Origin of the sequence: Mycobacterium sp., assembly GCF_035603715.1 — a bacterium.
Classification (GTDB): Bacteria; Actinomycetota; Actinomycetes; order Mycobacteriales; family Mycobacteriaceae; genus Mycobacterium.
Map to the genome: position 1 here is coordinate 1 of NZ_DATNJW010000257.1, position 18,429 is coordinate 18,429.

At 62.1% G+C, this 18,429-nt stretch carries 20 protein-coding genes and 2 pseudogenes; 8 read left to right on the plus strand and 14 right to left on the minus strand.

What is annotated here, in order from left to right; translation table 11 throughout:
• Positions 1 to 250 (plus strand): annotated as a pseudogene (locus VN856_RS10860) (DinB family protein); the annotation flags it as partial.
• Between the two features lie 40 nt (positions 251 to 290).
• On the opposite strand, the gene VN856_RS10865 reads toward VN856_RS10860, so the two are convergent.
• On the minus strand, positions 291 to 659 hold the full coding sequence (locus tag VN856_RS10865) for a metalloregulator ArsR/SmtB family transcription factor (protein ID WP_325688821.1): 369 nt from the start codon (positions 657 to 659) through the stop codon (positions 291 to 293).
• 151 nt (positions 660 to 810) lie between these two features.
• Here VN856_RS10865 and VN856_RS10870 point away from each other — a divergent pair, with 151 nt between their 5' ends.
• Positions 811 to 1,194, plus strand: a complete 384-nt coding sequence (locus VN856_RS10870; RefSeq protein ID WP_325688823.1) for a DUF732 domain-containing protein — start codon at positions 811 to 813, stop codon at positions 1,192 to 1,194.
• A 28-nt stretch (positions 1,195 to 1,222) separates the two neighbouring features.
• Here VN856_RS10870 and VN856_RS10875 read toward each other — a convergent pair whose 3' ends face one another.
• A complete protein-coding gene (locus tag VN856_RS10875; protein WP_325688826.1) occupies positions 1,223 to 1,849 on the minus strand; it encodes a helix-turn-helix domain-containing protein in 627 nt (208 codons plus the stop codon).
• A 116-nt stretch (positions 1,850 to 1,965) separates the two neighbouring features.
• On the opposite strand from VN856_RS10875, the gene VN856_RS10880 reads away from it, so the two are divergent.
• Together VN856_RS10880 and VN856_RS10885 are read left to right on the plus strand one after the other, a co-directional pair.
• Positions 1,966 to 3,189, plus strand: coding sequence for a cytochrome P450 (locus tag VN856_RS10880; RefSeq protein WP_325688828.1), 1,224 nt, complete (start codon positions 1,966 to 1,968; stop codon positions 3,187 to 3,189).
• Between the two features lie 200 nt (positions 3,190 to 3,389).
• Positions 3,390 to 4,814: a DMT family transporter gene (locus tag VN856_RS10885; protein WP_325688830.1), complete on the plus strand. Its 1,425-nt coding sequence runs from the start codon at positions 3,390 to 3,392 to the stop codon at positions 4,812 to 4,814.
• 200 nt (positions 4,815 to 5,014) lie between these two features.
• Here VN856_RS10885 and VN856_RS10890 read toward each other — a convergent pair whose 3' ends face one another.
• Complete coding sequence (locus tag VN856_RS10890) at positions 5,015 to 6,190, minus strand: acyl-CoA dehydrogenase family protein (protein WP_325688832.1); 1,176 nt, start codon at positions 6,188 to 6,190, stop codon at positions 5,015 to 5,017.
• 88 nt (positions 6,191 to 6,278) lie between these two features.
• On the opposite strand from VN856_RS10890, the gene VN856_RS10895 reads away from it, so the two are divergent.
• A complete protein-coding gene (locus VN856_RS10895; protein WP_325688834.1) occupies positions 6,279 to 7,211 on the plus strand; it encodes an NAD(P)-dependent oxidoreductase in 933 nt (310 codons plus the stop codon).
• Entirely contained in the window at positions 7,211 to 7,954 is a 744-nt protein-coding gene (locus VN856_RS10900; protein ID WP_325688836.1) for a hypothetical protein, read from the plus strand. Before VN856_RS10895 ends, VN856_RS10900 begins: the two co-directional genes overlap by 1 nt.
• A gap of 34 nt (positions 7,955 to 7,988) precedes the next feature.
• On the opposite strand, the gene VN856_RS10905 is transcribed toward VN856_RS10900, so the two are convergent.
• From VN856_RS10905 to VN856_RS10950, 10 genes and pseudogenes are all read right to left on the minus strand, one after another.
• Positions 7,989 to 8,798 (minus strand): emopamil-binding protein, encoded by an 810-nt coding sequence (locus VN856_RS10905; RefSeq protein ID WP_325688838.1) that lies wholly within the window; start codon positions 8,796 to 8,798, stop codon positions 7,989 to 7,991.
• A gap of 65 nt (positions 8,799 to 8,863) precedes the next feature.
• Positions 8,864 to 9,709, minus strand: coding sequence for a TauD/TfdA family dioxygenase (locus VN856_RS10910; protein WP_325688840.1), 846 nt, complete (start codon positions 9,707 to 9,709; stop codon positions 8,864 to 8,866).
• Between the two features lie 54 nt (positions 9,710 to 9,763).
• On the minus strand, positions 9,764 to 10,087 hold the full coding sequence (locus VN856_RS10915) for a hypothetical protein (RefSeq protein WP_414686924.1): 324 nt from the start codon (positions 10,085 to 10,087) through the stop codon (positions 9,764 to 9,766).
• 14 nt (positions 10,088 to 10,101) lie between these two features.
• Positions 10,102 to 11,367, minus strand: a complete 1,266-nt coding sequence (locus VN856_RS10920) for an aromatic ring-hydroxylating dioxygenase subunit alpha (protein ID WP_325688844.1) — start codon at positions 11,365 to 11,367, stop codon at positions 10,102 to 10,104.
• A 54-nt stretch (positions 11,368 to 11,421) separates the two neighbouring features.
• On the minus strand, positions 11,422 to 12,165 hold the full coding sequence (locus VN856_RS10925) for an SDR family NAD(P)-dependent oxidoreductase (RefSeq protein ID WP_325688846.1): 744 nt from the start codon (positions 12,163 to 12,165) through the stop codon (positions 11,422 to 11,424).
• A gap of 34 nt (positions 12,166 to 12,199) precedes the next feature.
• Positions 12,200 to 12,493: pseudogene (locus VN856_RS10930) on the minus strand (2Fe-2S iron-sulfur cluster-binding protein); the annotation flags it as partial.
• 100 nt (positions 12,494 to 12,593) lie between these two features.
• A complete protein-coding gene (locus tag VN856_RS10935) occupies positions 12,594 to 13,046 on the minus strand; it encodes a MarR family winged helix-turn-helix transcriptional regulator (protein WP_325688848.1) in 453 nt (150 codons plus the stop codon).
• The gene (locus VN856_RS10940) at positions 13,033 to 14,319 is read right to left on the minus strand and encodes an amidohydrolase family protein (RefSeq protein ID WP_325688850.1); all 1,287 of its coding nucleotides are present in this window, start codon (positions 14,317 to 14,319) and stop codon (positions 13,033 to 13,035) included. The genes VN856_RS10935 and VN856_RS10940 overlap by 14 nt, the downstream gene beginning before the upstream one ends.
• Complete coding sequence (locus VN856_RS10945; RefSeq protein ID WP_414686925.1) at positions 14,316 to 14,645, minus strand: hypothetical protein; 330 nt, start codon at positions 14,643 to 14,645, stop codon at positions 14,316 to 14,318. Before VN856_RS10945 ends, VN856_RS10940 begins: the two co-directional genes overlap by 4 nt.
• A 5-nt stretch (positions 14,646 to 14,650) precedes the next feature.
• On the minus strand, positions 14,651 to 15,928 hold the full coding sequence (locus tag VN856_RS10950; protein WP_325688854.1) for an aromatic ring-hydroxylating dioxygenase subunit alpha: 1,278 nt from the start codon (positions 15,926 to 15,928) through the stop codon (positions 14,651 to 14,653).
• A gap of 235 nt (positions 15,929 to 16,163) precedes the next feature.
• Here VN856_RS10950 and VN856_RS10955 point away from each other — a divergent pair, with 235 nt between their 5' ends.
• Positions 16,164 to 17,120, plus strand: coding sequence for an LLM class F420-dependent oxidoreductase (locus VN856_RS10955; protein WP_325688880.1), 957 nt, complete (start codon positions 16,164 to 16,166; stop codon positions 17,118 to 17,120).
• Here VN856_RS10955 and VN856_RS10960 read toward each other — a convergent pair.
• Positions 17,084 to 17,560: a hypothetical protein gene (locus tag VN856_RS10960; RefSeq protein WP_325688856.1), complete on the minus strand. Its 477-nt coding sequence runs from the start codon at positions 17,558 to 17,560 to the stop codon at positions 17,084 to 17,086. The two genes, VN856_RS10955 and VN856_RS10960, sit on opposite strands and share 37 nt — an antisense overlap.
• 172 nt (positions 17,561 to 17,732) lie before the next feature.
• Between VN856_RS10960 and VN856_RS10965 the strand changes: the two genes are divergently transcribed.
• Positions 17,733 to 18,380: a hypothetical protein gene (locus tag VN856_RS10965; protein WP_325688858.1), complete on the plus strand. Its 648-nt coding sequence runs from the start codon at positions 17,733 to 17,735 to the stop codon at positions 18,378 to 18,380.
• Positions 18,381 to 18,429 lie beyond the last annotated feature (49 nt).

Sequence of the window (18,429 nt, forward strand, 5' to 3'; positions counted from 1 at the left end):
GGCTCAACGGCTGGAACGTATCCTGCCGCTGGTACCCGGAAATCCACGGCTCGGCGCAGGCCGCCGAATCAAAGGATTACGACTGGTAGCGACCGATGTCGCATGGCGACACGGCGACGGACCAGAAGTTCACGGAACCGGCGAAGCACTCCTGATGGCCATGACAGGCCGGAAAGAAGCCGCGAGCGAGCTGACTGGTCCAGGACAACCTACAATAGCCAACCGGCTTGCCGCCCAAAAGGATCGGTAGCGATCACACCCCGCGCCCGTACCGGCCCGCAACAAGCGGATCAGTGTTGGGGGTCGGGTGCGAGGCTGCCGTCGGACGCGATGTGGGCGAAGATCTGCTGGATCAAGGTGAGCACATGAGGATCGTCGACGGTGTAAATATGGCGGCGGCCGTCGCGCCGTGCGCTGATCAGGCCGGCCAGGCGCAGCTTGCTCAGGTGCTGGCTCATGGTGGCAATACCGACGCCGGTACGTTCTGCCAGGGTGCTGACGTCGTGGACGTCTTGGGCGGCAAGCCATAGCACGTGTAGCCGTGTCGGGTTACTCAAAAGAGTGAATGTGGCGGCGGCCGAGGCTAGTTGCGGCCGGGTGGGCTCGGCGCGCGGAACCGCGGTCGCGGCTTCGGGTGGCCGTACTTTTTGCTTTGCCATGGCGGCATCCATTCTTACGCACTGGTGAGGATGGGATTCGCCCCTTCAAACATTTTAACACTTGCGAATATGACGAAATGTCGTCAAAATGGAACGGTCCGCGTCGGCGAACTCGCCGAACTCCTACTCATCCAGATCGCGAGGCACAGAAATGACTTCTCTAATCAACGAGGCGCCCGCCGCGGTCGCCACCCCCCAAGTGCGTTCACCCCGCCCGATGCGATCACTGATCGCCGGCCTTGTCCTGGCGGTCGCGCCACTTGGCGTCATCGGAGTTGCGGCCCCGAGTGCGCACGCCGATTACGCCGTCGACGGCAGCAGTTTCCACGGCGCGCTCTCTTCCAGGGGCATCACCTTCACGTCCATGCAAGCTGCGACCGCCGCCGGTCGCGAGGTCTGCGGCGAACTGGATCAAGGTATGCAGGCGAGTGACGTCGCGAACAACGTGATGACACAGTCTGGTTTGGACGGCTACCACGCCGGGTTTTTTGTCGGAGCCAGCATCGCTGCGTTCTGCCCACGCCATAGCCAGTAGAACCGAGATCGCTTGGTCGCCAGTTAATTCAGCGCGGCCACGTGTCTGGTCGCGGCGAGAAGACGATGGGCGCCGGACCGGGCAACGACCGTCGCTCGATGGTGGATATCGAGTTCAGGATCATCACCACGTAGCGGCGCCAGCCATCGCTTGACGGCTGCATCGTGGGGAGCACGCTGTTCAGCATCGCGATGATCCGTGGCAAATCTTCCGGCGCGACTTCGGGACTGACAAGGCCGGCGGCTTGGGCGCGGACGGTCAGTTCCTCCAGCGCTTCGTAAAGCGGTGCCGGAAAGTCGTCGCTGAGTGGCCCCGCGCGTCGGGCCGCGGCAAGAAGGTTATGGTCCTGGGCCGCAAGCGATATCGCGGCCTCGAGCAATGCGGTGAGACCGCGCAAAGGGTCGTCGTCGGCGCGAGCCTCGTCAATCGCCGGCGTGAGGTCGGTGGCAACGCGGTCGAGTACCGCCTTGAGCAGGTCCACCTTGGTGGGAAACCGACGGTAGAGCGTGCGTTCGCCGACCCCGGCCGCACGAGCGATGTCCTCGGTCGAGGCCTCGGGACCCGTCGCCGCGTAGACGCTGCGCGCGGCGACGACGATGCGCTCGGCGTTGCGCGCCGCGTCCGCACGTAGGCCTCGGTCTGCCACCTGCTCCACGACCGCAGCGTACTAACTGGCAGATTGACTGTCACATCTGGGCACCTTAGTGTCGTCCTCATGAATTGGCAGTCGGACTGTCGTTTGTGGCGTCCCTTCCACCGACACGGCGCGACGTGACGAGCACCGTCATTCCGAGCGTCTTCGACGCGGGCTTGCCGACGCTCGACTACGAGGTGACTGCGCCACCCGCGGAGGTCTATCCACGGCTGCTCGCAGCGCAGCGCGAAGCTCCCATCGCACTGGGCCCACTGGGACCCGAGGTCCTCTCGTACGAACTGGTGCGAACTGTGCTGCGGGACAGCCGCTTCCAAATTCCGCACGGCTACATCCTCACGGTGCAGGGCATCACCTCAGGCCCGTTGTACGACAAAGTTGTCAGCTCGCTGCTCGGCATGGACGGCGCCGACCACAACCGCGTTCGCAGCGTCGTGTCGAAGGCATTCACTCCGCGCGCCGTCGAACGCCTGCACACCACGATTGCTGACGTGATCGACGAGGTCGTGGCACCCGTTGCCCAGCGCGGGTCCTGCGACGTCGTCACCGACATCGCCTTGCCGTATCCGGTCCCGATCATCTGCGCGCTGCTCGGCGCCCCTCGCGCTGACTGGCAACAGTTCTCCCAGTGGACGGACACCATCTTCAAAGCCTTCACCGTCCCCTTCACGATCGACGACGTCCCCGAGGTGATGGCCGCATGGGATGAACTCGACGATTACGTCGACGACATGGTCGCCCGTCGTCGCCGCGACATGACTGACGACCTGATGTCGGGCTTGATCCGAGCCGAGCACGACGGCGCCCGTCTCGACAGCAGCGAGTTGCGGATGCTCGTCGCAGCCATGCTGTTGGCCGGAACTGACACCACACGCAACCAGGTCGCCGCCTCGATCGACATACTCTGCGATCACCCCGATCAATGGAATCTGTTGCGCGCCAACCCCGAACTGGCCATGGCCGCCGTCGATGAGACGATGCGGCACTCCCCCATATCCAACTCGCTGCTGCGCGCCGTCACCGAGGACGTCGAACTGGCAGGAGTTCGGCTGCCTGCCGGCACGATGGTGTTCGCGAATACCGCTGCGGCCAATCGCGATCCGGCGATCTACAAAAGTCCCAATGCTGTCGACATCAGCCGCACGGGTCTGCCGCCCATCCTGACGTTCGGCGCAGGAATGCACTACTGCCTCGGCGCCAACCTTGCTCGGCTGGAACTCGCCGAAGCTTTGAAAGTCATCACGCGCAGAATCCCGCATCCCCGCCGCACCGGACCCGCACCGTGGAAACCGTTTATCGGGCTGAGCGGACCGCAAAGCCTGCCGATCGCGTTCGACCCGTAGACACCGACGACAACAGCTGGCGGTCGTCGGAACGCGCCCACCCGACTTTTCTAACTCTGCGTATTCCGGTCCGCTCACCGGACCGCGCAATTGGCGCAACCCACCCAAGCGGCAACAATCACGACAGGCTGCGACATCACGACCAGTGAAGATGAGATGCCAGGGGTCATTGACATGAAATCTCAACCTCCGCTCCGGTAATGGACTCGGAAACTCAGACGAAACAGACGCCCGAAGCGAAGCCGGGCGTCAATGTCTCACGAAAGGTGCGTTGGCTTCTGGCTGTCACTATGACCCTCGAGAGCTTGCTGGTCTTTCGCTTGATGCTGCGTGACTTCGAGCTGGCCGCGACCCTAACGGCAACGATTGGCGCTGTAACATTACTGGCTATTACGGGCGTTGGTGTCTGGGCGGCATGGGCGACTTGGGTGCCACACGACAGCTGGCTAGGAGCAAGCCTTTTAGGCCAATTCTCCATTGCAGGCCTTGCAGGATACACAGTCCTGACCGATCGACGGAGTCCTTTCCCCGAGTTTAAGGTCCAATTATTTGCATGCATCCTCGGTATCATCGCATTTTTCTGGGTCTTCTACTTAATCGCGCACCGGCCTGGCCGCCTCACAGCGGGGTCGGCAACCATCGTAGCCCTTATTCCTCTTCTCGGCTTCGTGCAGTTTTGGCTGCAGACCGATTATCTGCCGCGAACCTCGATGCCATTGGTTGACATCAACACTGACCTGACTTCAACGGGGAAGAGGGAAAACATCGTTCAACTCGAGGCGAAAGTGACCATCAGCAATCGCGGTTCAATACCGGTGTATGTCGGTGCGACAATGATGCGAATCACGGCGTATCCGTGGCCTCCTCCTGGCACACCGACTCAGTCGACTGAATTGTCTGAGTTGCCGGGCGCGATTCAATTCGGCCTTACTCCTCCATCCCACGAGTACAGGGACGAAGGCTTGCTAATCGAAAAGCGTAAAACGCTGTACGCGAACGACCTTCTCTCAATCGCCGACGTGATGGCTCCAGGTCAGTCGACCACGTACCGCAAAGTCATCGATTTCGATTCTCACGCAATGAGACTAGCGCGTCTCGATGTAGACGGGATCTTTATGACGAGCCCGAACGTCGATAAAGTCTATACATGCCCCGTTCCGCCGTTTAAAAATTGGTTTCGCAACCCCGAGGACCCTCTGGGCACACGCATATCAGGGGCGCAGGTGTCGGCAGACGATGGTCAAAAATTTCAGGATGAGATCTCCAAACCCATCTATGAAGAAGTCGACGCCCACAACGCTAAAGAATTTTTCTGCCGAGAAATTCGCATCAAACCGCGAAATGTGATTCACGATATAATCGGGGATCGTCCCAGCTTTGAAGTTTTGGCGATTTTCAACGACCCCACAAACCCAAGGCTCCCATACCCGGCACTACTACTGTGGCCGGGCGTCAACGGAAATTACAGCCTTGATTCGGGTCAATGGCAAAAGGTCTCCGCTGCAAATCCTGCGATCACATTTAAAAATATTGGCGCCCAATACAGCCCGTCGGATGAGCCAGCCCCTCCCGGCGGCGGCAAACCCTCCACCACCCAGCCGCCGTCGACTACCCAACCGCCGTAGCTGACCACGGATGATTAACCTGGTTCAATCCTGGTGGAGCTAAGGGGAATCGAACCCCTGACCTTCTCGATGCGAACGAGACCACTTGGGCGTTGGTGACGATTGGAATCGTTGACGGCACCGCAATCACCATCGCTGCACGTTAACTAGTGGCTCGGTGCGACGTGCCAGCACTGCCGCAGCCCACATATGAGGGACGCTCAAGCCCGGGGAAGCCTCAAGATCCGCTGGGCGATGATGTTGCGCTGGATTTCCGAGGTGCCGCCCGAGATAGTGCCCGCGAAGCTTGATGCGTAACGCGCAAACCAACTTCCGGTCGCCTGATCTAAACCATGCGGGGTGTAGCTGGTCGTCGCCGCGGGATCGACGAGCCCATCCGCACCTGCGGCTGCCAAAGCGTGTTCGGCAGCAGTCTGCACGGCCTCGGACCCAAGCACCTTCAGGACCGACAGCGCGGCGACGTCTTCCTGTCCGCGCGATGCACGGGCCAGTGCCGCCGAGCCCAGCAGGCGCAGAGCCTCAGCATTCATCACCAGGGTGGCGTAGTGGTCGCGATCGAGCGTCGTAACGGGATCGAAGTCTTGGACGAGGTAGCGCAGCCGGTCGGCAAAACTCATCCAGAGCAAGTTGCGTTCGTGGCCGAGGGATCCACTGGCCACATGCCAGCCGTCGCCAAGGGCTCCGATCAAGTTCTGCGCGGGAACGCGAACATCGGTGAAGAACACCTCGTTGAAGTCGAGATGTTCTCTGTCATACACATAGGCGAACGGTCGGCACTCGACGCCGGGGGTATCAGTCGGGATGAGCAGGACACTGATGCCCTTGTGTTTAGCCGCTTCAGGATCGGTGCGAACGAAGGTAAGCAGGACATCCGAATCGTGGGCGCCAGAGGTCCACACCTTCTGCCCGTTGACCACGAAGTCGGCGCCGTCGCGGACAGCCGTGGTCCGCAGTCCGGCCAGATCAGAGCCGGCTTCCGGTTCGCTCATCCCGAGTGATGCGGTCATGTCCCCGCGCAGGATCGGCACCGCCCACTGCTGCTTCTGCTCCTCAGAACCGAACGTCAACACCGATGCCGCAATGATTCCCACGCCCTGGGGGTTGAGCGACTGGTAGATCCGACGACGTGAGAGCTCTTCGCGATGGACGAATTGCTGCAGGAGGGTGGCGTTGCGGCCGCCGAATTCCGGCGGATTGCCCGGCAACAGCCACCCGTGGTCGAACTGCAACCGCTGCCACCGTCGGGACCATTCGGGTATGTGCGAGGTCGACCGAGAGCGTTCTGTCGCTTCCGCCTCAGGGGGCAGGTGTTCGTTGAGGAAGTCGATGAATTCCGATCGGAACGCCTCCACGTTCGCATCAAAGGCCAGCTGCACGGCGCTCCTTCACGGTTGACACCTTCGTCTACGATATCAAGTACTTCATATTGAAGATACGGAGACCGATTCACAGCAGGAGGCCAACTTGCTCCGCGGCGAGAAGATCCTCGTTACTGGTGTCACGGGCAAAATAGCCTTTCCGATCGCGCGGACGCTGGCCGAACACAATGAGGTTTGGGGCGCAGCGCGTCTCCGTAATCCCCAAGACAGCGAGCAGTTGGTCGCTGCCGCGATCACGCCTCTGCCACTGGACATGTCAACGGGCGACTTCTCGGCTCTCCCCCACGACTTCACTTACGTCTTCCACGCAGCGGTGGACCCCGGCGCCGACGACTGGCACCGTTGTCTCACGACGAATGCGCACAACTCAGGCAACTTGTTGTATCACTGCCGTGCGGCAAAGGGTTTCGTGCTGTGCTCGACCGGATCGGTCTACCGCTACCAGGGCCGCCGCCCGCTGACCGAAGCGGACGGTCCCGGCGTACCGCTGCGGGCGAACTACAGTTTCTCCAAGATCGCCGCGGAGTCAGTGTGCAGCTGGATTTCGGAGCAATTTGGAATTCCACTCACCATCATCAGGATCTGCTCTACGTACGGCCCACAAGGCGGCGCACCAGCTGACCGATTCGAGATGATGTTGGCGGGTAAGCCAATTCGGCTCCACCCCGACGCGCCGAACAACTACAACCCGATCTACGAGGATGACTACGTCGAACTCGGCATCCGCGCCATGGAGGTTGCCGCCTCGCCGCCGATCGTCGTGAACTGGGCAGGCAGCGAGACAGTGAGCGTCGAGGACTACTGCACGTACATGGGCCAGCTTGTCGGCATCGAGCCGACGTTTGATTACACGCCCCAAGCGCACACCCCGCTCTGGCCGGACGTCACCTACATGCACCAAGTGCTTGGACGCACGAAGGTCAGCTGGCGCGACGGGTTCCGACGGATGATCCAGGCGCGGCACCCCGAACTGGAACTAGCGGCAAGTAACTCGACCACACGACAGATTCAAAGCTGATGTTGTTGCCCGGCAAGCCTTCCGACCAGGTCGACGATGTCCTTTCGACGGGCAACGGCGACATCACCACCGTGTTTGTATCGATGGCGAGACGGCACCCCGACGGCACTGACGCCGGGTATCTGCGGTGGCACACCCTCGATCACCGTCCGGAGCAGCACCGCCTGAGTGCCGTCCGGGCGTCGTTGCGACTCGTGTCGACGCCGGCTTGCCGTGCGGCCAGAGCGGTGCGGAACGAGCGTTTCGACCCAGTCGATCACGTGATGACATATTTCTTCAGCGATACCGCCGGCCTGGACGGATTCCTCACCCTGTCCTCCGCGCTGGGCAATGCCGGGCGCAAGCTGCCGCTCTTACCGCCCGTCGAACGTGGCGTCTATGAGGTGGAGAGCCGAGCTGCGGCACCGCGAATCAAAGCCGGCGCCGACGTGCTGCCGTGGTGGCCGGCTCGCGGGGTGTACCTGCTACTGGAGACGCGTGCGTCACCAGCGGCGGAACTAGTTGAGATCCAGGGAGTCGCGGGGATCTGGTCGACAACCGCACTGGACGTGAGTCCGAAACTGGCGAACGCTCGAGCGGGCCAGCAGCTCACCTACTGCTTCCTCGACGACGACCCGGTCGCAACCGCTGCACGACTGCGGCCGGTACTCGAGAAACGTTGGAATACAACCGATATCGACCCGGTTTTCGCCGCGCCCTTTTACCCGGTCGTACCTCACGAGTGGGGCCGCTACGTACCCTAAGCGCGGCGCCCACGCACCCACGGCAGATTCTCGGTCATTGGGTCTGCCGTTCTGGCTGCACGACGTCTTGCAATACGGATTCGGAAGTCGCCGCGAGGGGCCCGGCCAGGCGGGTCAGGTAATCGGTCAGGTAGTAGATGGCGTACAGCACGAAGTACGGGAGGATCATGTACGGCACATTCTCCCCAATGAACTTGAACCACAACCCGTATGACCCTTGCCCGATGTCAGCGAAACCCGCGCGAATTTCGGATACGTAGTAGATGGTTGTGCCGGCATCCAGTATCGCGACGCTGAAGAAGCTCAGCCACAGGCAGCGGATCCGTGACTCGTCGGGCAGGTCACGGCGCAGCATCTTCATCCAGAGAACGAACAGCAGGATTCCGACCAGGACGGCCCCGAACTCCAGGCCGAAAATGAACATGTTGTCGCTGCGGTATCGCGTGTCAGCCAACCCGTACTGCCACCACAGCCAACGCCAGCCCGGATCCGACGTGGCTCCCCACACGTTGAACGGATGGCCAAGCAGAAACGGCAACTCATAAGTGAGCTGACTTCCCGCGGTCAGCGGGATGTAGACCAATATCAGCTCGGCGCAGAGGGCCAGCCGAGACCGTATCTCTCCCGGCGCTTTCCACAACAATACGAATGGCAGCACGAAGACCGGGGTGCCGAAGATCAGATTTGCGGCCACATCCACCGCTCGACTTGGCGCCACCAGTCCGGTGCCCTCGGCGATCGTCATGAAGACGAATACGAAGCCCACAAACGAGAACAGGACGACGTAGATCTTCAGGCGGTGCGGCGCGAACGGTCGGGCTAATTCGGGATGGGTGAGCTCCATTGCATAACCTTCCATACGGATTCAACTACTTGAATTCAGCTCGGTGGTTGGCTGTTGGTCGGTCATTACTGGATCGGTTCGTCGCCCAGCACGGTGGTACGTAGCATCTCGCGATGAGAGTCAGGGTGATAGGCAGCGGCACGGTGCAGGACTCCGCGGTTATCCCAGATGACGGTGTCACCGACAGACCAGGTGTGGCTGTAGACCTTGTCGCGCACAGTGGCGCGGTCGAGCAGCTCGGCCAGCAGTGCACGACCCTCGTCGAGATCCATACCGACGACGTAGTCGGCTGAAGCACCCAATACCAATGACTTGCGGCCGGTGCGGTGCGTCCACACCAGTGGGTGCTCGTGAGTGGGTCGGGATCGCCAGCGCGCCAACAGCTCTGGGGTGGGGTTGAGGTGAACCCGCCGCTGGGAGGCTTCCAGCGAGTGCACGACGCGTAGTGAGCCGAAGCGGTCTTTCTCTTCGTCGGTGAGGGCGTCGTAGGCGGCATAAGAATTAGCGAATTCGGTTTCGCCGCCCCACTCGGCGACCTGCAGCGCCGATAGAACGGTGGCCATCTGCGGGCATTCCTCCCCGGTGGGTGTGCAGCCGTCAATGTGCCAATCAAAGGTCGCCTTCAAATAATCGGCCGAAGAATTCTTGGACTTGTCCAGAGTGATCGGGTAGATCCCGGCTACGGGGTGCTGACCGTCGGAGGAGTGATCGATCTCGCCGAGCCGGCGGCAGAAGGCGACCTGGGCCTCGGGATCGAGCTGCAGACCACGGAAGACCAGAACTCCGTTGTCTTCCAGCGCATCCAGCACAGCCTCGCCGACCGGGTCGTCGGAAGCCAGCGAGCCCGGATCGAGACCGGTGACCTCGGCGCCGACGGATTCGGTGAGTTTGGTGATGGTGAGCAGACCCATTGTCGCTCCTTTCGGAAAGGCGATTTGACTGGCGCGGGGCAGTGGACACCGCGGTCAGGGAAACGGTTCGCCGGTGCGGATCATGACCGCGTCGGCGGCATCGGTTGGGACGGGTTGGTGCATGATCTCCACCGCCATCGCGACCATGATCAGCGAATAGATCATGTGCAGGAGGTTGAGTGCGTCGTCGGGAAGGCCGTCGAGGCTGAACTTGTCGCAGTACTCGATCGCTTCCTCCAAGCGTGGGAAGAATGCGTCGTAGAACTCCCGCAATTCGGGCATCGAACCGCTGACGCGAGCGTTCCAGCGCTCAGTTTCAGTAGCAAGACACCACGTTGGCGCGAATTCCTCAAATTCGGCGAAAGCACTGGGCAGCAGGGTATCTGGCACGGTCATACTCCTGCCGGGGCGGTTTCGCGCCGGTAGGCATCAACCCAGTCAACGACCACCTTGTGCAGGTGACGTACCAGGATCTCTTGGTCGCTCAGCGGAAACTCATCGACGACGCCGTATTCCAGTGCCGCCTGCGTGCCGCCGAGCATGCCGGCGTCTTGCAGCGCGAATTCTTTGAGCACCACGGCCGCGACTTCGTGTTCGACGCGCTCACGCACACTGCGAGCGGGGGAAAAGTAGGTGTAAGCCTCGAAGCGGTGGGTGTTGTGCGAGGTGGGCCAATAGCGGTAGAGCAGATACCAGCCCCCGTAAATCAGGATTTCGATGTTGGGGAAGATCTGGAAGTTGCTGATCCCCCACGGCTCGATGCCGCCCGGATTGAGCCCCGGTGGCAGTTCACCGATATCGGGAGTGCGCCACGGGCCGACGAGTCCGCTGCGGGTGGCTCGCTCGATTGGATACATGAACTCTGGGGGCAGCAGCCACCGGCGTCGCCCCGCGGTGGATACCAGCCGGTGCGGCCCGTCGAGTTGGAAGTGCCCACAAGTGAATCCGGCTGCGCTGTCGCGCACCTCGGAGGGCACCTGTTGTGAGTGAAGCGATGGCACGTGGTAGTACTCCTGGAAGGCGTCAGCGAAGATCTTCCAGTTGCTGTTGTTGTGCGCGACCCAGTCGTAGCGTTCGGTCAATTGGCCGAACGGATACGGATCCAGCGCGGTGATCATGGGGCCGAGAAACTCACGCAAGCTCTGCCGCGGCTCGTCGTCGAAGTTGATGAAGACGAATCCGTTCCACACATCGCAGTGCACTGGTCGCAATCCGTAGTCGTCCCTGTCAACGTCGAAGAACTCGGACTCCTGTTGCACGAATTTGAGTGCGCCGTCAAGGTCGTAGCGCCACCCGTGGTACTTGCAGGTGAACGCTCGGCAGGTACCACGAGTTTCCTGCGCGGGAAAGTCGCTCCAGACCAGCTTGTTTCCGCGATGTCGGCAGACGTTGTAGAAGGCCCGGATCTGATCGTCTTTGCCTTTGACCAGGATCACCGAGGTGCCGACGACTTCAATCTCTTTGGTCAGGTAACTACCGGTGCGCGGCAACTCCTCCACCCGAGCAACATTGAGCCAGGCCCGTTTGAAGACCGCTTCGCGCTCGAGCTCATAAAACTCCCGTGACGTCGAATCTCGGAAAGAGACAGGCCCGGTGCCCAGTTCCGGGTAGTGCTCAGTCCATGAGCCCTCCGCGGGCCGGCTACCTGATCGCGTCACGATGACCTCCCTGAGGACGAGTGCGATTCGAATGCTTCTGGACGGCAGCGCATGTCACATCACCGCTCCGCCGTTGACGCCCAAAACCTGTCCGGTGATGAAGCCGGCTTCGTCCGAGCAGAGGAAGCCCACCGCTGCGGCGATGTCGGCCGCAGTACCCAAATGGCCCAACGGAATGTTGCTGGCGAGCTGCTCATTGGAACCCAGGTATCCGGCAGCTTGGCCCTGGTGCTGCATGGGGGTCTCGATGCCCGATGGCGGAATGTTGTTCACAGTGATCCCGTGTGGGGCATACTCACGGGCCAGCGACTTGGTCAACGTCATCACGCCCCCCTTGGACGCGGCGTAATGGGCGGCGAACGGTGACCCGCGCTGGGCGCTCGACGACGAGATCATCACGATCCTGCCCCATTTCGCGTCCACCATGTCGGGCAGCGCGACTTGGCAGCAGTGAAAGGTGCCGGTCAGGTTGACGTCGATGATCCGCGACCATGATTCGATGGTGATTTCTCCGAAGGCCGAAAAGCCGAACAGGCCCGCACTGGTCACCAAAACCAGGGTCGGGCCCAGCTCGCTGCGAACCTTGGCGAATGCGCTCTCAACGGCCGGCCGGTCAGCGACGTCGGCTCCGACCCCGAGGGCACTGATGCCTTCGGCACGAAGATCATCGCTAACACGTTGCGCCGCTTGCTCGTTGACGTCGAGAACCGCGACCTTGTGTCCGCGTCGGCCCAATTCGTGGCAGGTCGCCTCACCCATGCCCGAGGCGCCGCCGGTCACGACCGCTACCCTGCTCACTGCCTGCGCTCCATCGCGGTTGGCCTCCGGGAATTCATTCGTAAACTACTCGCACCGTGCGGCTGGTCGGCAGCCCCTGGCAGGTCAGCACCCAGCCTTCGTCCAACTCGTCATCTTCGAGCGCATCGTTGTTGAGCATCCGCGCACTCCCCTCCACCAAGCGGGCCATACACGTTCCGCAAGAGCCGATTTCGCAGGAGGAGGGTGGCTGCAGGCCAGCCATCCGAGCGGTCTGCAGCAATGTGTCGCCCGGTGAGTACGCCACGGTGGTCGCGCGCCTGTCCAGCTCGATGGTCACCTCTTCGGTGACCGCTTCGGCGATCGGGGGGTCGACTGAGAAGGCGTGGGATTCCGGCATCACCATCAGAGTATCAACTACTTGCGATTAGTCTCAAGTACTAGATACTTACTTGTGGTTCGGGTCGCAGTCAGGTGTCGACGTGGTCGTTGAAGAGCTCATGCCCGGTGCCCTTCTCCACGACGCGGCCCAGCAACTCGCGCAGGGTCAGCTGCTCTTCGGCACTGAGCACGCCGAACACTTTTTCGTGTGCGGCAATCGCGTCGCCGACGACCGTGGTCGCGACGGTACGGCCTTCGCCCGTCAGGTAGGCCCGCAGAATCCGCCCATGCTGAGGATCCTGTTTTCGTTCCACCAGACCGCGACGTTCAAGCGCGGTGAGCGCGAGCTGAACCCCTTGCGGGCTGATCAACAGTCGTCGGGCAAGTTCGGCGCCGGACAGGCCGGGTTCGTTCGACAGTTGGCGCAGCACGCCGATTTGCGCCGTGCTGACGCCGTGACTGCTCACGGCTTCGTTGACGGTGGTCAGCGAGAAGTAGAAGGCCTGCTTGAGCAGCCACAGAATGTTGTCAGTGAGTTCCATACTTCGCCTCCCCGTCAAGAGTCCCAGGCGGGGTCTTGTAAATCTGGCCGCCCTTCATGACGAAAGAAACGTTAAGCGTGGTGGCGATATCGCGCGAGGGATCGCCGGGCACGGCGATGATGTCGGCGAGGTAGCCGCGCGCGAGGCGGCCCAGCTCGTCGTCGGCCTCGACGAGTTCGGCGGCCACCACGGTCGCGGCCCGGATCGCCTGCATGGGGGTCATGCCACGTGCCACCAGAGCGAGGAGTTCTTCGGCGTTCTGCCCGTGCGGGATCGCCGGTGCGTCGGTACCGCACGCGATGCGCACTCCTGCGGCAATCGCCTTGGGCAGCATTGCTTTAGCGCGCGGGAAGACCTCCTCCGCCTTCTTGCGTAATTCCGGCGCGATCCGGTCGATCGCCAGCGCCTCGGTCAGATACGTGGTGGAGACCAGGAATGTGCCGTGATCGACCATCATCTGGATCGTGTCGTCGGTAGCGAGGAAGCCGTGCTCAATGCAGTCGATCCCGGCACGAATACAGGCCCGGATCGCGGAGTCGCCAACGGCATGCGCGGCGACCCGCACCCCGGCGCGGTGCGCTTCATCGGCGATCGCGGCGAACTCCGCATCGGAGTACTGCTGGGCACCCGGCCCCGTGCTGTGTGACATGACTCCCCCCGACGCCGATACCTTGATCAGCTTGGCGCCGTGGCGAATCTGGTAGCGGACGCACGCGATCACCTCGGGCACACCGTTGGCGATGCCCTCGCCGATGGACAGCGGCATGATCCCGGGCGCGAGACGCTGGAACACGGTCGGGTCCAAATGCCCGCCGTAGGGGGTGACGGCGTGCCCCGCAGGGTAGACGCGCGGCCCGACGTGCCAGCCCTGATCGATCGCGCGCTGCAGCGCAACGTCGAGCAGGTATCCGCCGGTCTTCACCATCAGCCCGAGGTTGCGCACGGTGGTGAAGCCGGCGTCCAGCGTGGTGCGGGCGTTGACCGCTCCGCGCAGTGTGCGATAGGCGGGATCGTCTTGAACGCCGTGCATCGGCGCCGGCAGGCCGTCGGGCCCACCGGGGCCGCCGATGAGCAGGTTGAGTTCCATGTCCATCAGGCCCGGCAGCAGGGTGACATCCCCGAGATCGACGATAGTGGCCGGATCCGGTAGCGGCCCTTCGGGATTGATCGCGGTGATGCGCTCATCGACGACAACGACCACTGCCGGCGAGCGAACTTGGCCGGTCTCGACGTCGGCCCAACGTGCGGCCCGCAGGACCGTCGGATCGGTCATGGAACGGGCTCGGATACGCAGTCCAAGGTGGAAGCGCCTGAGTCGGGCACCCGCGGTTGCTTCCAGCACTCCACCGGAAACGACACCATGATCATCGAGTACAGCAGGTGCATGAGGTTCTCGACATCCTCGGGCAAGTCGTCAAGAGGGAACTTGTCGCAGTAGGTCATGGCCTCCTCGGCGCGCACCGTGATCGCGTCGTAAAAGGCCTTCATCTCCGTCATCGAACTCGCCAGCCTTTTGGCGTAGCGCTCTGGTTCGCTGGGCAGGCACCACTCGGCGAAGCGTTCCAACTCCGCGAATTCGGTTGGGAGCACATTGGACAACGCGTTCACACTCCCGCCTTGGATGCCTGAGAGGCCCGGCGGTACTCATCGATCCAGGCCGCGGTCTCCTTGTGCAGGTGACGTATCAGGATCTCCTGGTCGTTGAGAACGAACCGGTCGAGCACCCGAGATTCGATCATCGTCTGGGTCGCCTCCAGCGTGTTCGCGTCCTGCAGCCCGTATTCCTTGAACGACACCGCCGCGAGTTCCTGGGCGACACGCTCGCGCGGAGTGCGGGCGGGCGGGAAGTAGAGCGTGCCCTCGAAGACGTGACTGTTGTAGGACGTTGGCCAATAGTGGTAGGTCAAATACCAGCCCTGACCCCAGAAGAGAATGACGAAGTTGGGGAAGAGCTGGAAGGAATCCAGCCCCCACGGATCACATTTCGCGGGATTGAGCCCGGCGGGCATCTCCCCCAAATCAGGCTTGTCCCAAGGACCGAACAGTCCGCTTTGGCAGATATCCTCGATCGGCTTGCGCATCTCGTCTGCCATCTCCCACGCCCGGACACCTGAGGTGCTGACAAGCCGGTGCGGGCCATCCAGACGGTAATGCGGAGCCTCGAAGCCGGCCTGCGCGGCGGCCTTCGAATAGGCCGTCGGCGACTGGTTCGCGTGCAGCACGGGCGCGTGATAAAACTCCTGGAAAGCGTCCATGTAGAGCTTCCAGTTCGCCTTCACCTCGGACCGGTAATACCAGCGCGAGGTCAGGCGGTCGAATGGGTAGCCCTCCAGATCGGTGATCATCGGCCCGAGAAACTCGCGCAACGACTGCTCCGGCTTCTTGGCGAAGTTGACGAAAATAAAGCCTTCCCAGACATCGCAATGCACCGACACCAATCCGTAACGGCTCTTGTCGAGGTCGAAGAACTCTTCCTCCTGCTGCACGAAAGTCAGGTTGCCGTCCAGGTCATAGCGCCAGGCGTGGTACTTGCAGGTGAATTGGCGACACACACCTTTGGTCTCCTCGAGTGGCATGTCGTTCCACACCAGCTTGTTGCCGCGGTGCCGGCAGACGTTGTGATACGCCTTGATCTCCCCGGATGTCGTGCGCACCAAGATGATCGAGGTGTTGACGGCCTTGAGCTCCTTGGTGAAGTAGCTGCCCTTACGCGGAAGCTGCTCGACCCGACCCACATTCAGCCAGGCGCGTTTGAAGATCGCTTCGCGCTCCAGCTCGAAGATCTCCGGGCTGATGGAGTCCTCGTAGGACACCGGCTCGGTGCCCAGTTCCGGGTAATGCTGCGTCCAGCTGCCTTCTGGCGGCTTGGGAAATCGAGCCACGATCGCTCCTGTCCGTTCCGATCTCACTCGGACCCTGGGCGGTCGGACAACCATCCATCCGACGCCAAGATGGGGAATGGCTACGCAGCCACCGTCTTCAGTGATCCGTATGACTCCGTCGAGCCGACGGTATATGGTCAGAGTCGCAATCACAAGTAGTTGATATTGCTGGATGGGACTCGACAGTTACCTGGATGCGAAGTCCATCGCCGTCGCCCCCGAGCGAGAGTCCCTTGTGCAACTAGGTTTGATGATCGGCTCCGACAAGGAGCGGCTGCGCGGCGACCGGCTGGCCGGTTTGATCGACGACGGTCGCGCCGCCGAAGACGCTGGTTTCGCGTCCTTCTGGATTCCGCAGGTTCCCGGGTACTTCGACGCCCTGACCATGATCGCGCTCCTTGGCCAAAGCACCGAGCGCATCGAAATCGGCAGCGCCGTCATACCGATTCAAACTCGACATCCCATCGCCCTGGCCCAGCAGGCACTGACTACTCAGCTGGCATGCGAGGGCCGTTTCGCGCTAGGGCTGGGCGCGTCGCACCACTGGATCGTGAACGGTCAGCTGGGATTGTCCTACGAACGTCCGGCGGCGCTGATGCGTAACTATCTCGAGGTAATCAACGCCGCGTTCACCGGCCCGGGACCCGTCGACACCGAGAACGACAGCTACCGCGTGCACAGCCCGATGGATGTCGCCGAACCCATGCCGATGCCGATCCTGATCGCTGCTCTTGGGCCGAACATGTTGCGGATCGCCGGTGAGCAAACCGGCGGCACCATCCTGTGGATGGCCGATGAACGCGCGATCAGCGAGCACGTCGCGCCCCGGATCACCGCTGCCGCAACGGGTGCCGGGCGTCCGGCACCGCGCATCGTCGCCGGCGTTCCGGTCGCCTTGTGTTCGAATGCCGAAGTGGATGATGCACGGGCCTACGCGAGCGAAGTGCTCGGGCACGCGGACTTCTCACCCAATTACGTGCGCTTGCTGGAGCACGGCGACGCCGCCGATGTCGGCGACACCATGGCCGCCGGCGACGAGCGGGCCGTGATCGCCCGCCTGCGCAGATACCGCGACGCGGGGGTCACCGACCTTGCCGCGCGCATCGTGCCCTTGGGAGCGGATCCAGCCGCCCGCATGGCATCACGAATGCGGACTCAAGCGTTCCTCGCCGGCATCGGAGGCGAATTCTGACGATCGGCGGCGGACGCCTCCATGGCCGCAGCTTCGTAACTACCCATGAACTCCACCGGCACTCCGCCCATGTTGCAGACGAACAAGTCAACGCCGGGCACCCCCGTGTCGAAAACAGTTACATCGCCAGTGAATTGGCGCGCTTTGTCCTGCGTAGCGCCGTAGTCTTCGGTGAGGAAGGACAGTGCGGCAAGTCCTTCGGGTGCGACTGCGCGTAACTGTTCGGGAACGTCGAGAACTTCGATCAGCCCTGCCACTCCACTACCCAGGATCGTGACGTCCGCCCCCTCAGACGGTGGCCACCCAAGGGTCGTCTCGAGTACCTGTCCCGGAACGGGGAAACTGTGTTGCACCTCCATCCCGGCGACGACGGTGAGGAATTCGATGAACCTCGTCGCTGAGTGGCTGAGCATGACCACGTGATGCAGCTGGTTCGGCATGGCAAGACCTTCCGATCGGCGCCCATTCGTGGGGCACGTCGGATGCTAGCCAGGCGGGTCAAGGCGAAGTTGCAGATTGCGGAGAAAGCCCTGGTGCATCGACCGCTGCGGTCGCACGCCAGTATTCGAATGTGCTTCTCTAACTCGATGAAGACGGACTCGACAGTCTCCGGTGGTTGCCGACGCCCTGCTCGGAATTGAGATGCTGCGGGCCCAATGCTGGTTATTCATGATCGGTGCGTCGTTATTCGCGATCGGTACAGCGCCGGGGTTCGCGACGTTTTGCGGTGCGGACGCCAGCAATCTGCTGTGTTTCATGGGCTCGTGGTTTTTCACTAGCGCCGCGCTGATCCAACTGTTGCTGAGCAAACCGGCGAAGAGTCGGACGTGGGAAATCCCTTCGACGCGAGCTGAATGCTTATCGTCGGCGATCCAGTTGTTCGGCACGCTGAATTTCAACATCAGCACCGGTGCGGCGTTGTGGGCGCAGCGCATACCCGCCCGCCGGCATTTTGTGTGGGGGCCCGACGCGATAGGTTCGGTGGCCTTTCTGGTTAGTGGAGCTCTGGGGGTCGCGGCGGTAGCTCTCGCGGTCGGTCTCGTTCAACTGAAATCACGATTGTGGCTGGCAGCGTCGACCAGCATGATCGGTTCGATCGCCTTCGGCGCCTCGGCAGTCGGCGCCTTCATTACCAAGGCAGGAATTACGGAAGACGCACGGCTTGCCCAGCTGGGGACGTTCGTCGGAGCGTTGTGCTTCCTGATCGCCGCTTTCCTCAGACTGCCCAGACGTTTCTCACCGGGACCCGCCAGGGTATGAATTCGGCCCTTCAACGCTTGGCCTAAGCTTTGGCGCGCTTGGGTACCCT

What these genes read in the sequence shown, in the direction of transcription:
- VN856_RS10865 (WP_325688821.1), bottom strand. Translation starts at nt 659, where the DNA reads ATGGCAAAGCAAAAAGTACGGCCACCCGAAGCCGCGACCGCGGTTCCG.
- VN856_RS10870 (WP_325688823.1), top strand. Translation starts at nt 811, where the DNA reads ATGACTTCTCTAATCAACGAGGCGCCCGCCGCGGTCGCCACCCCCCAA.
- VN856_RS10885 (WP_325688830.1), top strand. Translation starts at nt 3,390, where the DNA reads ATGGACTCGGAAACTCAGACGAAACAGACGCCCGAAGCGAAGCCGGGC.
- VN856_RS10900 (WP_325688836.1), top strand. Translation starts at nt 7,211, where the DNA reads ATGTTGTTGCCCGGCAAGCCTTCCGACCAGGTCGACGATGTCCTTTCG.
- VN856_RS10905 (WP_325688838.1), bottom strand. Translation starts at nt 8,798, where the DNA reads ATGGAGCTCACCCATCCCGAATTAGCCCGACCGTTCGCGCCGCACCGC.
- VN856_RS10910 (WP_325688840.1), bottom strand. Translation starts at nt 9,709, where the DNA reads ATGGGTCTGCTCACCATCACCAAACTCACCGAATCCGTCGGCGCCGAG.
- VN856_RS10935 (WP_325688848.1), bottom strand. Translation starts at nt 13,046, where the DNA reads ATGGAACTCACTGACAACATTCTGTGGCTGCTCAAGCAGGCCTTCTAC.
- VN856_RS10940 (WP_325688850.1), bottom strand. Translation starts at nt 14,319, where the DNA reads ATGACCGATCCGACGGTCCTGCGGGCCGCACGTTGGGCCGACGTCGAG.
- VN856_RS10960 (WP_325688856.1), bottom strand. Translation starts at nt 17,560, where the DNA reads ATGCCGAACCAGCTGCATCACGTGGTCATGCTCAGCCACTCAGCGACG.